The organism is Moorena bouillonii PNG (genome assembly GCF_001942495.1).
Classification (GTDB): Bacteria; Cyanobacteriota; Cyanobacteriia; order Cyanobacteriales; family Coleofasciculaceae; genus Moorena; species Moorena bouillonii.
Genome location: NZ_MKZS01000001.1, coordinates 20,682 through 32,927 on the forward strand (window position 1 = coordinate 20,682; position 12,246 = coordinate 32,927).

Consider the following 12,246-nt stretch of genomic DNA (forward strand, 5'->3'; position numbering starts at 1 on the left):
AGGGGTAGGTTTTTAACAAAGACGTGAGGTGTGGGGTGTAGGGGGACCGGGTGTAGGGTGTGGGTGATCAGAAAGCGATGCAGCGCCGCCAAAGGGGGTTTCCCCCATGAGCGACTGCATCAAGACAATATACTTAATTTGTCGTTGTCTTGATGGAATAGCGAGTGGGGGAAACCCCCGCGTGAAGGTAATGGTGCGCTTACAGTCGTCGAATTAAATTCGCCACGGGTCGCACCATTAGCATCGCTAAAAATCATCATTGTCTTGATCCCAAGCGCGAGTGGGGGAAACCCCCGTGAGGCCACTGCATCGCTTGTCTGTACCCCCACACCCCACACCCCACACCCAATACCCCACACCTGAGGTCAAAGTAAAAAACCTACCCTTATGAGGATCAGGGGGATGAGCTTGTGCTCAGCAAGTAACATCACCAGAAAGCAACTTGCTATCAGGGACTTTTGCACTTTTGCATAAGTTCTATCTGTATGATTTACACTGATTCCCTGATTTCCTAAACTAGCTACTTATTGATTAAGGCTATTCTCAGTGAAAACTCATTAACCTAGGATTTAATAGATTCATGTATCCTGAAAATATCTAGAAATGAATGAGCAGTTAAAAATGACGATTAACCCTCTCTAAAACTTATAAAATTGAGACGTTAATAATAGCTTTAATGTTACTAACTATAGTAACTATTGATAGAGGATGTGATATAATTCGATTCCTAATTAGTTTTTAACTATAAAACTAATGCTATTGAAAAATAACTCTATTTAAAAATCACCAATTACTTTTTAACCAGCTCATGAAAGTTTCATCCTCGACATCTCAAAATCTGCCCCAGTCCAAGATACAGCTAGGACTAAGGTTAGGGATTGGGGCAATAGTTCTAGTGACAGCTGCCTTAATTTTGCTATTTACGCCGGTTGGGTCTTGGCTGAAGCTGGAAAATCTGAGATGGCTTCAGGAAAGCATGGGTATTTTTGGACCACTGGGGTACATTTTGATTTATATTGTTGCCACAGTACTAGCTGTTCCTGATGCGATTTTAACCTTTTCGGCTGGTGCTCTGTTTGGACTAATGCTCGGGACTTTGTGGACTGTGATTGGTGCTACTTTGGGAGCAACGGCTGCGTTTATGATTGCTCGCTTTGTTGCTGGTGATTGGGTTAAAGATAAGTTTCAGGACTCTCGTTTGGAGCAACTCAGTGAAGGAATTGAGAACAATGGTTTTTGGTTTGTGCTCTCCATTCGCCTGGCACCAATTTTTCCATTCAATGCGGTTAACTATTTGTTTGGCTTAACACCAATTCCTCTACCCACTTATGTGATAGCCACCGCAGTGGGAATTATCCCGGCTACCTTTGCCTATGCTTGGTTAGGTCGCAGTGGTCTGGAAGCTATCAGCGGTAGTCCCCCCTGGCAACTGATCGGAGCACTAGTTGTATTAGCGGTGCTATCTACCACTCCCCTACTTTGGAAACAATCAAGACTTGGGCAATAACTCTATTTGTCGGGTGTGTTAATAACAGACCCTAGACCATCAGGGCGAATATAAAAGCGAATAAAAGTCGAGTTTTGCCTAAGTCCTGACCCTAAGTCCTAAGAATTTAAGGTGATTAAGGTAGAAGATTGATGAGATTGAACAGATTACTCAAAAGACGAAGCCTTTGGTTAGCGATCGCGCTATTTATTTTAGTCCTATTGTGTTACTCGACTCCTGTCAGAGCTTTATTTAACCAGAGGTTCCTAGTGCAACAGTTGCAAGGATTAGGCCATTGGGCAATCTGTTTATTTATCCTGGTTTATGCTCTGGCAACGGTTTTAGGAATTCCTGGCACAGTACTGACTATCGCTGGTGGTACAGTGTTTGGTTTAGTTTGGGGTACCTTCTGGTCTGTGATCGGAGCAACCTTAGGCGCATTGGGAGCATTTTGGGTAGCGCGTTACCTATTGCGAGATTGGGTTGAATACAAGTTCAGGCATCATAAAGCATTGGTCAGCTTCAATCAAGCAGTGATGCAAACACCCCTAATGTTTGTTTTAGCAGTACGCTTTGCCCCCATTTCTCCGTTTAATGTAGTGAATTTCCTGTTTGGTCTAACCCCGATTGGCTCGGTAGAGTATACCCTTGGCACTTTCTTTGGGATTATTCCTGGTACCCTCGCCTATACTTGGCTGGGAGTAACTGGAGGGGAAGCTTTGCAAGGAGGCGATCGCTTACCATTTTTCCTAGCACTCAGTTTCCTAGGTATACTGTCTGCCTTGCCACTGTTGGCAAAGCGAAAAAAGAAATAGTCTTCCTGTTGCCCATTCTCCTGTCCAATTCTCCTCATTTTCCCATCTTTCCCATCCTCCCTATCTCCCCTATCAATCAAAGGAAGTACCATGGCAAGAAAGCAACGTGGTATCAGTGGGTCAATAGGGTAAAAAATTTTCTGATCAACTACCCCGACTTGCTAAACTTTTCCCGAAACGCATCCGTAAGACATGTAAACAAAAAGACAGGGATTTACGGGAATCTGTTAAATTTGTTAATATGGAGGGTGTAACCCCTCATCTTTTCCCTGTCTTGATGCAGTCGCTCATGGGGGAAACCCCCTTTGGCGGCGCTGCATCGCTGAGGTCAGGAGAAAAGAAAGGTTCTGTCAGTAGTCCCGTTTAACTTAAACTTTACTCGTTAAAGTTTTTACCTTACTTTTTTAAACGTTAAGTTTTCACAACTCCGGTGATACCGAAGGTGAGTGCTTGCCATTCGTTTTGTATAGCAAGACACTTAAGGTGTGCGCCTCCAAGGCCGCGAGGGATTGCTTGCGGCCTTGGGTCGCACCTCAAAGTGTTCTTCACCAAGTGTTTTTCACCAAAATTTCACATTTGGTAAAATAATTACTATACAATACTGTGGTTAGCCTTCCCAAGTTTTTCACAATGTGCGATTAAACTCCGTGATTAACTCCAAGAACATCTCAACTAAATACTAATTTTCTATGCATGTAGATAGAGATAAGTGTTTGTTAATAGGTCATAGGTCATAGGTCATAGGTCATAGGTTATAGGTAATTGCAATATACAAGTGTTGTTTAACAGCAGCAATAGTATGATACTCAATTATAAATTGGCAATTACCTATTATCATTTACCGATGATATCTACCCCAATAACTATCTCTATCTGACCTTAGATATAGGCGTTAAATTAGGTTTAAGTTTAAGTGGGGTAACGCTTCCAGAATCGTTTTTACCCCTAGGTCTATTGATAATCAAATATCCACCCTTGGCGACTTTGAGCTTGGCAGGAAATGACTAAAGAACAGTATTCTAAAAATTGGGTCAATGGACAATCGTTAATTATTACTTTTTGCCTGTTACCTTCTCTAGTAATTATCGTAGGAGTAATCAGCGTGTTAATGGAAAACAACAATTTTCGATTAACGGATTCATCAAAAATTATTGTTAATCCAATAGAATCAATAATTAGTTGGTTCAACGACACGTCAGAGCGCAAAAAATCATTATCAAGTGTTGCTAAAACTAGTTCTGAACAACTAGTAGATAAAGCGTCAATGATCAATCAACTCATGCTTCCTATTATCACTGAATATGAAGAAAATGGACTAGGTATAGGTATAGACAAAATCAAGCCTGGTTTTGAAGCCATTGGGTTTACCTTTAACCAGGGAGAAACTATTCATAATCAAATTAATTTGATAGGCAACAATACGGGAGGTACAGTATTAATTAATATCCTGGGAAATGTTAACAATATAACTCAAGCATCGATAGCCACTAAAATTCCCTATAAATACTCTCATGAAAGCCAAGCTGCTTTACTTTTAGGATTATTCATTAGGGTAGTATCACCGGAATGGGAAAATGGTATGGCTTGGATTAACTATGGGTTGAAAGAACTTAGTGAAAACCAGAAAAGTTTATTAATCACGGAACAAAAAAACTATCAGATTCACTTAAGGGTTGACCGAGAGGTAGATTTGGTGATTCTCACCATAAAATCCCGCTCTAAATCCTAAGGTAATAGTCACCTTTAATGGTGTAGGATTACAAATGTGTTGAATTGCGTAATAAACTTTAACTACAATTGCTGATGTCTCTAGATATCTGTTTTTTTTTGGATATTACAACAGGAAAAAGGCAACAGAAACGTTTATGTCTCTGTTGCCTTTTACGTAATGGTTAAGAGTTAATGATTCGATTCAGTTTTGAAAGTTTTCAACCCTTAACACAAACAACCTGTTTCAGCGTTGCCACTACCTCAACTAGATCTGACTGATTAGCCATCACTTGATCAATTGGCTTATAAGCACCTGGGATTTCATCGATAACGTCCTTATCTTTACGGCACTCAACACCTTTAGTTTGCTCAACTAAATCATCAATGGTGAACTGCTTCTTGGCTTTGGTGCGAGACATTAAACGACCAGCACCATGAGCACAGCTGCAGTAGCTGTCATGATTGCCTTTACCTTTAACAATGAAAGATTTTGCCCCCATGGAACCAGGGATGATACCATAGTCGTCCGTACGAGCTCGCACTGCTCCTTTTCGAGTGACATAAACCTCTTCGGAGAAATGCATTTCTTTCTCGGCATAGTTGTGATGGCAGTTAACTGATAACAAGGGCTTGAACGACTTACCACCAGCCAGATGTTTCTCAACAATTCGCTTGAAGCGAGCCATCATGATATCGCGATTGTAACGGGCATAGTTTTGTGCCCATTGCAAATCCCGCCAGTAGGCAGCAAATTCAGGGGTTCCTGCGACAAAGTATGCTAAATCTCGGTCAGGAAGCTTAGTATGTGCCAGCTTTGCTAATTCTTTAGCAGTATTAATGTGGCACTTAGCTAGCTGATTACCAATATGCCGTGAACCGGAGTGTAGCATCAGCCACACTTGGTTTTCGGTATCAAGACACAATTCAATGAAATGATTGCCACCACCAAGGGAACCCAGCTGTTTCATGGATTTTCCATCTAGCCGTTGCACACCTGGATGAAGCTCCTTAAAGTCACGCCAGCCTTGCCAGTTTACTACTGGTTTTTCGATATCTTTGTTTTCATTAAAGCCAACGGGAATAGCTGCTTCAATCTCCAAGCGAATCTTCTTGAGCTTGCCCTCCAATTGCTCTGCCACAAAAGGGGTTTTGATGGCAGACATGCCACAGTTGTGAACAAACACACCAGCAGTCAGGGCAAAGTTGTGATACTCTGGCACGGTTAGGCAGTAGACATCTTGTCTTTCCTGAACTGGTAAGATCTTGACGACTTTGTGATTTGCTCCCCCTACCAGATTTGAGCTTCGATGCTCGGCAGGATCAACATTATGGTGATCAATATGGTGGTCAATGACTGTTCTATGACCTGGAAAAGATGGTACTCTTCCTGACAATTGAGATTCTAACCATTCAGTGGCAGGGATATCAGTGGTAGGGATATCAGTGGCAGAGATAATCCCATCTGCCTTTTGCCATCTTCCAGAATAGGGTTGCTGGATTAAGGTGTAACCATCTTTATCGGTTTGGGAGTAGAAAGGCATCAAGGATGTCCCTGGTTTGAGGTCACGGGCTTCGAGGTAACTGCCATCCCTGAGCATGAATCGATGATCGAGAGTACATTTAATTTCTTGTGAGTTGTCGAGAACGACCTTTAAGAGTAGTTGGTTACGGCGGGTTAATTTGGCTGTAGCCTTAGCCGCGACAATTTTTCCGGTTTGTGTGCAGGAGTAGACAATAATTTCTCGCTGACTGCTGGCTAGTGCTTCGAGGGTGTAAGATTTGCCATCAACCAAGGGAACGAGGGTATCACCTGTAAAACAACCAATATCTACCCCGACAGCTGCTGGCAGGATGGCATCTTTGGTGGCAATTACAGAGCCAACTAATGAGCCTTTACCTAGGTGAACGTCTGGCATTAATGCGACGTGCTTAAACACAAATGGCAGAGACGCCACATTTTTGGCCATTTGGGTTTCCTGAGCAGCTAGGGAGTGATTCGCCCAAGACAGCACAGGTTTTGGGGTGGAGAGGTCTAGTTTTTCGTAAGGCATAACAATAAATTATCTTTCTTTTATATTACATATATAATACACAATAACTACAAGATTGTCCATAAACTTGAATCTAAGGATCAGGTGATCATCACAAGTTTTCTTGAAGCAATCTGTGGACAGTTTAGTAACTGTCACACTATCCCCTGTCCAGGTCAAATACTCTTGACCTGAAACCTAGCCAGACTATGGATAATCAGCTTTGGTCAAAGACGGGGGGGCTAACCCTATAACCAGATAATTCCCAAACGAATTCCACTTCTGCAGGAGGTGGCGGTGTCAAATTGAATTATTATAAGATTTGGAGTTATTGAGTAATTTTTTTATATATTGCTATGGATATTCTGACACTAGGCTGGGTTTCTGTACTGGTTTTGTTTACTTGGTCAATCTCAATGGTTGTCTGGGGTCGTAACGGATTTTAACAGTATCGTGGAAAATCCCGTAATCACTATGTTATTCTTTGCTGCCGCTGGATTATTAGTGGTGGTAAGCGGAGGAATCATATATCTAACTGCTGCTGAGTGGCGCGATCGCCGCCGCCAAAAGCGGGATAAATAGGGATGAAAATCTGACAGCGGATGGCTGGGGGTTTTTATCCCTCTAAACCAAGCACTACCAACTTAATATCTCAACCAAACAAGCAAACGTTAATTTGTTTTGTTTGAAGAGAGTCCTAGGAGCGTAAATCCTTGGACTCACTTGATATCGCTAAAGCTTATTCGTTCTAAATCAATACTAAAATTTATAATCCGTGATGTCACATGACGGAACAAGCTTTTATAGTTTCTGGTCAGTATCTGAGTGATCATCTTGATGATCCCCACATCGTAATTGTCGATTGCCGTTTTGCTCTATCTGATCCAAACCTGGGCTATGAACAGTATAAAGTTAGCCATATCCCGGGCGCTCACTATCTAGATTTGAATAAGGACCTTTCGAGACCAGTAGAGCGTCATGGCGGTCGTCATCCTTTGCCTGAACCTGGGAAGTTAGCCCAGAAATTAGCAGCGATTGGTGTTAATTTCCGAAAAACCCTAGTGATTGCCTATGATGATTCCCGTTCTGCTTTTGCAGCCCGCTTGTGGTGGCTGCTGCGCTACTTGGGACACGACCAAGTGGCGTTGCTGGATGGGGGTTGGACCCGATGGCATTCCCAAGGGTATCCAGTATCTGATCAAGAGCCTACCACAAAACCAGGAATATTTGTAGAACAGTTGCGCTCTGATTGGGTGGTGGATATTAATACTGTGAAAGTACGTAAAGATTTGCCAGAGGTGGCTTTGGTAGATTCTAGGGAAAGCGATCGCTATTTAGGTAAACGAGAACCGATTGACCCTGTTGCCGGTCACATTCCTGGTGCCATCAACTACCCTTGGCATGGTGTCACGGACACCAATGGTTATTTGCAACCATTAGCATCGCAACAAGAGCGCTGGACTGAGCTGGAGAACAAACAAGAAATTCTAGTTTATTGTGGTTCTGGTGTAACCGCTTGTGTGAATCTCTTCTCCCTGGCATTGGCAGGAATTAACACTGGCAAGCTCTATGCTGGGAGTTGGAGTGACTGGTGCTCTTATCTGTAATTTTCCCCACCGGTTGACGTTGCTTGCTTTGAGGAACTGTGGCACTACCCAAAGCAAGCAACAGGTTAGGTATGTTGCTTGCGCAAAAGCTTTCCAGTCCCGTTAAACTACCACTACTTTGATACTCCTGATTGTTTCGATCTGAGTTGCTACCCTTCTCCCTAGGACTTAACTGAAGCGGTGCGACAAGGCGCTGCCTGAACCTCGCCATGGTATAGCAGTCGCCAGGGCAGGCGCGGACATGACAAAAGTCTCAAACCTAAGTAAGCGCAAGAGTTTGACTTCTGACTTCTGACTTCTGACTTCTGACTTCTGACTTCTGACTTCTGCTATAACGCGCACCAAGACAGAGGAGGGTAAATTTTGCATATTATCCTCAAAATCCGGAAATTATCCCGCTATTGCTTACTCAATCCCATTGGTAAGTACAGATAAGTCATCTCTATCAGTACTAATCAAATCAGTAATTAAATTACCACTAACTAGTTAAGTCTTACCACTACTTACTAATTTACTAGCTAAAAACTGCTAGAATTAAAAGTTATATTAAAGATTATATAGAAAATTGTTAGGTTTAAGTAAATATGCATTGTCCACTGAAACGTATGTCTATTTTTGTAGACGGCAATAATATGTTTTACGCCCAACAAAAGAATGGGTGGTTTTTTGATCCTAGGCGGGTTTTAGATTATTTTAAAAACGAGCCTGGTATTACTCTAGTTAATGCATTTTGGTACACCGGACTCAAAGATCCTCAAGACCAGCGGGGGTTCCGAGATGCTCTAATTAGTCTAGGATACACGGTTCGTACTAAAATTTTAAAGGAATATTATGATGATAACTCGGGTCGCTATTCACAAAAGGCTAATTTAGACATAGAAATTGTTGTGGATATGTTTAATACTGTGGAACAGTATGACAAAGTTATCTTGTTTAGTGGAGATGGAGATTTTGAACGAGCAATTGAATTACTGCGTTCTAAAAATACTCATATTACGGTGGTTTCCACAGAAGGGATGATTGCTAGGGAACTGAGGAATGCCACTGACCGTTATATTGATCTAAATGATGTCCGTGATCAAATTGAAAAAATTGATTCATAGTTATAATTATAAACAAAGCAAACTGTCGGTCTAGTTGACTGACGACCGTTCTCTTCAAATCACTGACTATCAACCAATCGAGTTAGTTATGAACCAGCAACCTCAATCAGAACGCATTATCATTTTTGACACTACCCTCCGGGATGGGGAACAATCTCCTGGAGCAACCCTCAATGTGGATGAGAAGCTGATTATTGCTCACCAACTGGCACGATTGAGAGTAGATGTGATTGAAGCAGGCTTTCCCTACGCTAGTCCTGGGGATTTTGAGGCGGTGCAAAAAATTGCTCAAGCCGTGGGCATAGAATCTGGACCAACGATTTGTGGTCTAGCACGGGCAAGTCGTGATGATATCAAGGCGGCGGCGAATGCCCTCAAACCGGCAGCTAATGCCCGTATTCACACTTTCATTGCCACTTCGGATATTCATCTGGAGTACAAACTGAAGAAGACTAGAAAGGAAGTGTTAGAGATTGCGCCAGAAATGGTGGCTTATGCGAAGTCTTTTGTGGATGATGTGGAATTTTCCCCGGAGGATGCAGGGCGCAGCGATCCCGAGTATCTCTACGAAGTCCTGGAACGGGTAATCGATGCGGGGGCTACTACGGTTAATATTCCTGATACTGTAGGTTACACTACCCCAAGCGAATTTGGTGGCTTGATTCGTGGGATTAAGGAAAATGTTCCCAATATTGACCGGGCAATTATTTCTGTCCATGGTCATAATGATTTAGGTCTGGCAGTGGCTAATTTCCTGGAAGCTGTGAAAAATGGTGCCAGGCAACTGGAATGCACGATTAATGGTATTGGAGAACGGGCTGGTAATGCGGCTTTGGAAGAGTTGGTAATGGCATTACATGTCCGCCGTCAGTATTTTAATCCTTTCTTCGGACGCCCCCCAGAGTCGAAGGAACCCCTAAGCACTATTGATACTCGTCAGATTTACAAGACATCCCGTCTGGTTTCGAGTCTTACCGGGATGTTGGTGCAACCGAATAAGGCAATCGTGGGCTCGAATGCTTTTGCTCATGAGTCTGGTATTCACCAGGATGGGGTACTTAAGCACAAGCTGACCTATGAAATCATGGATGCCGAGTCGATTGGGTTAAAGGAAAATCAGATTGTACTGGGTAAACTATCGGGTCGCAATGCTTTCCGTTCTCGCCTCAAGGAGTTGGGCTATGAGTTGTCGGATAATGACCTGAATAAGGCGTTTGTTCGCTTCAAAGAGGTGGCGGATAAGAAGAAGGAGATTACGGATTGGGATTTAGAAGCCATTGTTAATGATGAAATTTACCAGGCACCGGAAGTGTTTCACTTAGAGTTGGTGCAGGTGTCCTGTGGGGATCATGGTAGTCCTACGGCTACGATTACGCTGCGAACACCTACAGGTAAAGAACTTAGTGATGCTGCTATTGGTACTGGTCCGGTGGATGCGGTGTACAAGGCTATTAATCGGGTGGTGAATGTGCCTAATGAACTGATTGAGTTTTCGGTGCAATCGGTAACAGCAGGCATTGATGCTCTTGGGGAAGTGACTATTCGTTTGCGGCACAATGAACGGGTCTATTCGGGTTATGCTGCCAGTACGGATATTATTGTGGCTTCAGCACAGGCCTATGTGAATGCACTGAACCGACTGTATTCAGCCATGCAAAACGGTAAGTTGAGTAATGATCCTGAGTTATCGATAGGTTCTCGAGCAGGGGTCTGATCTCAAATTGTTATGGAATCAATATAGCGGTTTGCAATTTGGTGAGGTACAAAGAGATCCCCCTAAATCCCCCTTATCAAGGGGGACTTTGAGGTTGAGAAGTGTACCTCATAATTCCTAGAAACGCTATATCTAAGAGGTTGTCTGAGAAGTCTCATTTGCTACATCCAAGCCCCCGTTGGTCCCCCAATTTTGGGGGACTTTTAGAAGCAAATTGACTCTTGTTCCCCCCAAAGTTGGGGGGCTAGGGGGGCAAAATTCAGTATCAAAAAACTTTTCAGATATCCTCTAATATCTAAAAGGCAAACCTCTGCATACTTTGCGTTTCAATAATTGTTCAATAATTGTCCCACTGGCTGAAACGGTGGGATTTCTTTTTGCTGAAATGTTTTTTTTGACACTCCCCACTACTCGACTGTTCGATAGAATAAGGTTTTATTTGCCAAGATTCAGATATAAGTTAGGAATTAGTATTGCGTATGTCAGCTGCCCAGCTAAACACTGACAGAAAACACCAACGTCACACAGAGTCAGGCTTTTACTATTTTGCTTATGGCTCTTGTATGTGTCCAGTAGATTTAAAGCGATCGCTTGGGGAAGATACCCATAATTTTGTGATTGGTACTGCTACTCTTAAGGATTATCATATTGGTTTTTATAGCAAATCTCCAAGTCGTAATTGTGGCACGCTGGATGTGGTGAAAACTCCTGGCTCAAGGGTTGAAGGAGTGTTGTATCATTTACCTTGGCGGGTGAGTGAAGCTTTGGATCTGCGGGAAGGTGTGCCTCAGCGTATCTACCAACACGAAATGGTAAATGTCCACTGTCAAAATAAGTTGTATCAGGGCGTTCGGACTTATGTGGTGGTGAATAAGTTAGACCGGGAAATGGCTCCTAATGATTGGTATTTCGATGTGGTACTTCGGGGTGCTATTACCTGTGGGATATCTGAGGAGTATTGCTGGAAGTTATTTGACCATATGCACCAGTTGCAACTAAAGGCGAGCTGAGGATTGCTATTTGAAGTAGGGAGTAGGGAGTAGGGAGTAGGGAGTAGGGAATAGGGAATAGGGAATAGGGAAAAAGATGTAGGGTGGGCAGTAAGTATCATCCCGATGGTAAGCTTTGGAATTGGTATTATTACTGCCCACCTTACGATTAATTTTACTCTATTTTACAATAGCAGTTGATGTAGGGTGGGCAGTAAGTATCATCCCGATGGTAAGCTTTGGAATTGGTATTATTACTGCCCACCTTTAGCAAAGGGAATAGGGAATAGGGAGTAGGGAGTAGGAAAAATGGAAAAATATGTAGGGTGGGCAGTAAGTATAATCCCGATGGTAAGCTTTGGAATTGGTATTTTTACTGCCCACCTTTAGCAAAGGGAATAGGGAATAGGGAGTAGGGAGTAGGGAGTAGGGAGTAGGAAAAATGGAAAAATATGTAGGGTGGGCAGTAAGTATCATCCCGATGGTAAGCTTTGAAATTGGTATTATTACTGCCCACCTTACGATTATTATCACTCTATTTTACCATTAATTTTATGTTGGTGTGCAGTGCCAATTTAACTTTATAAAACCTTTAAAATTTCTAGGAAGCACTGCCCACCATCCGATTTACTTTTACTATATTTTACCATTGATATTATGCTGGTGGGCAGTGCAAATCTACCCTACAACAAGATAGAAACTTATTAGGAAGCACTGCCCACCCTACGATTTATTTTACTCTATTTTACCATTAATTTTATGTTGGTGTGCAGTGCCAATTTAACTTTATAA

Annotated in this window: 11 protein-coding genes; 8 read left to right on the forward strand and 3 right to left on the reverse strand. The window is 42.6% G+C overall.

Annotated features, from left to right (window positions below; all coding sequences use genetic code 11):
• Positions 1-808 precede the first annotated feature (808 nt).
• The 3 genes from BJP37_RS00085 (at position 809) to BJP37_RS00095 (ending at position 4,030) form a co-directional block, all read left to right on the forward strand.
• Positions 809-1,507: a TVP38/TMEM64 family protein gene (locus BJP37_RS00085; RefSeq protein WP_081431014.1), complete on the forward strand. Its 699-nt coding sequence runs from the start codon at positions 809-811 to the stop codon at positions 1,505-1,507.
• A gap of 131 nt (positions 1,508-1,638) precedes the next feature.
• Positions 1,639-2,301 (forward strand): TVP38/TMEM64 family protein, encoded by a 663-nt coding sequence (locus BJP37_RS00090; protein WP_143727391.1) that lies wholly within the window; start codon positions 1,639-1,641, stop codon positions 2,299-2,301.
• Positions 2,302-3,301: 1,000 nt separating this feature from the next.
• Entirely contained in the window at positions 3,302-4,030 is a 729-nt protein-coding gene (locus BJP37_RS00095) for a hypothetical protein (RefSeq protein WP_075895534.1), read from the forward strand.
• Between the two features lie 199 nt (positions 4,031-4,229).
• Here the strand turns inward: BJP37_RS00095 and BJP37_RS00100 are convergent, their stop codons facing one another.
• A complete protein-coding gene (locus tag BJP37_RS00100) occupies positions 4,230-6,062 on the reverse strand; it encodes an intein-containing RctB family protein (protein ID WP_075895536.1) in 1,833 nt (610 codons plus the stop codon).
• Between the two features lie 335 nt (positions 6,063-6,397).
• Here BJP37_RS00100 and petN point away from each other — a divergent pair, with 335 nt between their 5' ends.
• The 5 genes from petN (at position 6,398) to BJP37_RS00125 (ending at position 11,475) form a co-directional block, all read left to right on the forward strand.
• Positions 6,398-6,487 carry a cytochrome b6-f complex subunit PetN gene (petN, locus tag BJP37_RS00105; RefSeq protein WP_010871354.1) on the forward strand — a complete coding sequence of 30 codons (90 nt, stop codon included), beginning with the start codon at positions 6,398-6,400 and terminating at the stop codon, positions 6,485-6,487.
• A gap of 339 nt (positions 6,488-6,826) precedes the next feature.
• A complete protein-coding gene (locus BJP37_RS00110; protein ID WP_075895538.1) occupies positions 6,827-7,648 on the forward strand; it encodes a sulfurtransferase in 822 nt (273 codons plus the stop codon).
• 584 nt (positions 7,649-8,232) lie between these two features.
• On the forward strand, positions 8,233-8,751 hold the full coding sequence (locus tag BJP37_RS00115; protein ID WP_044495347.1) for a LabA-like NYN domain-containing protein: 519 nt from the start codon (positions 8,233-8,235) through the stop codon (positions 8,749-8,751).
• Positions 8,752-8,839: 88 nt separating this feature from the next.
• Positions 8,840-10,465, forward strand: coding sequence for a 2-isopropylmalate synthase (locus BJP37_RS00120; RefSeq protein WP_075905606.1), 1,626 nt, complete (start codon positions 8,840-8,842; stop codon positions 10,463-10,465).
• A 479-nt stretch (positions 10,466-10,944) separates the two neighbouring features.
• Positions 10,945-11,475 (forward strand): gamma-glutamylcyclotransferase family protein, encoded by a 531-nt coding sequence (locus BJP37_RS00125; protein ID WP_075895540.1) that lies wholly within the window; start codon positions 10,945-10,947, stop codon positions 11,473-11,475.
• Between the two features lie 6 nt (positions 11,476-11,481).
• Here BJP37_RS00125 and BJP37_RS43130 read toward each other — a convergent pair whose 3' ends face one another.
• Both BJP37_RS43130 and BJP37_RS35190 read right to left on the reverse strand, forming a co-directional pair.
• Positions 11,482-11,616: a hypothetical protein gene (locus BJP37_RS43130; RefSeq protein ID WP_269086921.1), complete on the reverse strand. Its 135-nt coding sequence runs from the start codon at positions 11,614-11,616 to the stop codon at positions 11,482-11,484.
• Between the two features lie 105 nt (positions 11,617-11,721).
• On the reverse strand, positions 11,722-11,988 hold the full coding sequence (locus BJP37_RS35190; RefSeq protein ID WP_143727393.1) for a hypothetical protein: 267 nt from the start codon (positions 11,986-11,988) through the stop codon (positions 11,722-11,724).
• Positions 11,989-12,246: the final 258 nt, after the last annotated feature.

What these genes read in the sequence shown, in the direction of transcription:
- BJP37_RS00085 (WP_081431014.1), top strand. Translation starts at nt 809, where the DNA reads ATGAAAGTTTCATCCTCGACATCTCAAAATCTGCCCCAGTCCAAGATA.
- BJP37_RS00090 (WP_143727391.1), top strand. Translation starts at nt 1,639, where the DNA reads ATGAGATTGAACAGATTACTCAAAAGACGAAGCCTTTGGTTAGCGATC.
- BJP37_RS00095 (WP_075895534.1), top strand. Translation starts at nt 3,302, where the DNA reads ATGACTAAAGAACAGTATTCTAAAAATTGGGTCAATGGACAATCGTTA.
- BJP37_RS00100 (WP_075895536.1), bottom strand. Translation starts at nt 6,062, where the DNA reads ATGCCTTACGAAAAACTAGACCTCTCCACCCCAAAACCTGTGCTGTCT.
- petN (WP_010871354.1), top strand. Translation starts at nt 6,398, where the DNA reads ATGGATATTCTGACACTAGGCTGGGTTTCTGTACTGGTTTTGTTTACT.
- BJP37_RS00110 (WP_075895538.1), top strand. Translation starts at nt 6,827, where the DNA reads ATGACGGAACAAGCTTTTATAGTTTCTGGTCAGTATCTGAGTGATCAT.
- BJP37_RS00115 (WP_044495347.1), top strand. Translation starts at nt 8,233, where the DNA reads ATGCATTGTCCACTGAAACGTATGTCTATTTTTGTAGACGGCAATAAT.
- BJP37_RS00120 (WP_075905606.1), top strand. Translation starts at nt 8,840, where the DNA reads ATGAACCAGCAACCTCAATCAGAACGCATTATCATTTTTGACACTACC.
- BJP37_RS00125 (WP_075895540.1), top strand. Translation starts at nt 10,945, where the DNA reads ATGTCAGCTGCCCAGCTAAACACTGACAGAAAACACCAACGTCACACA.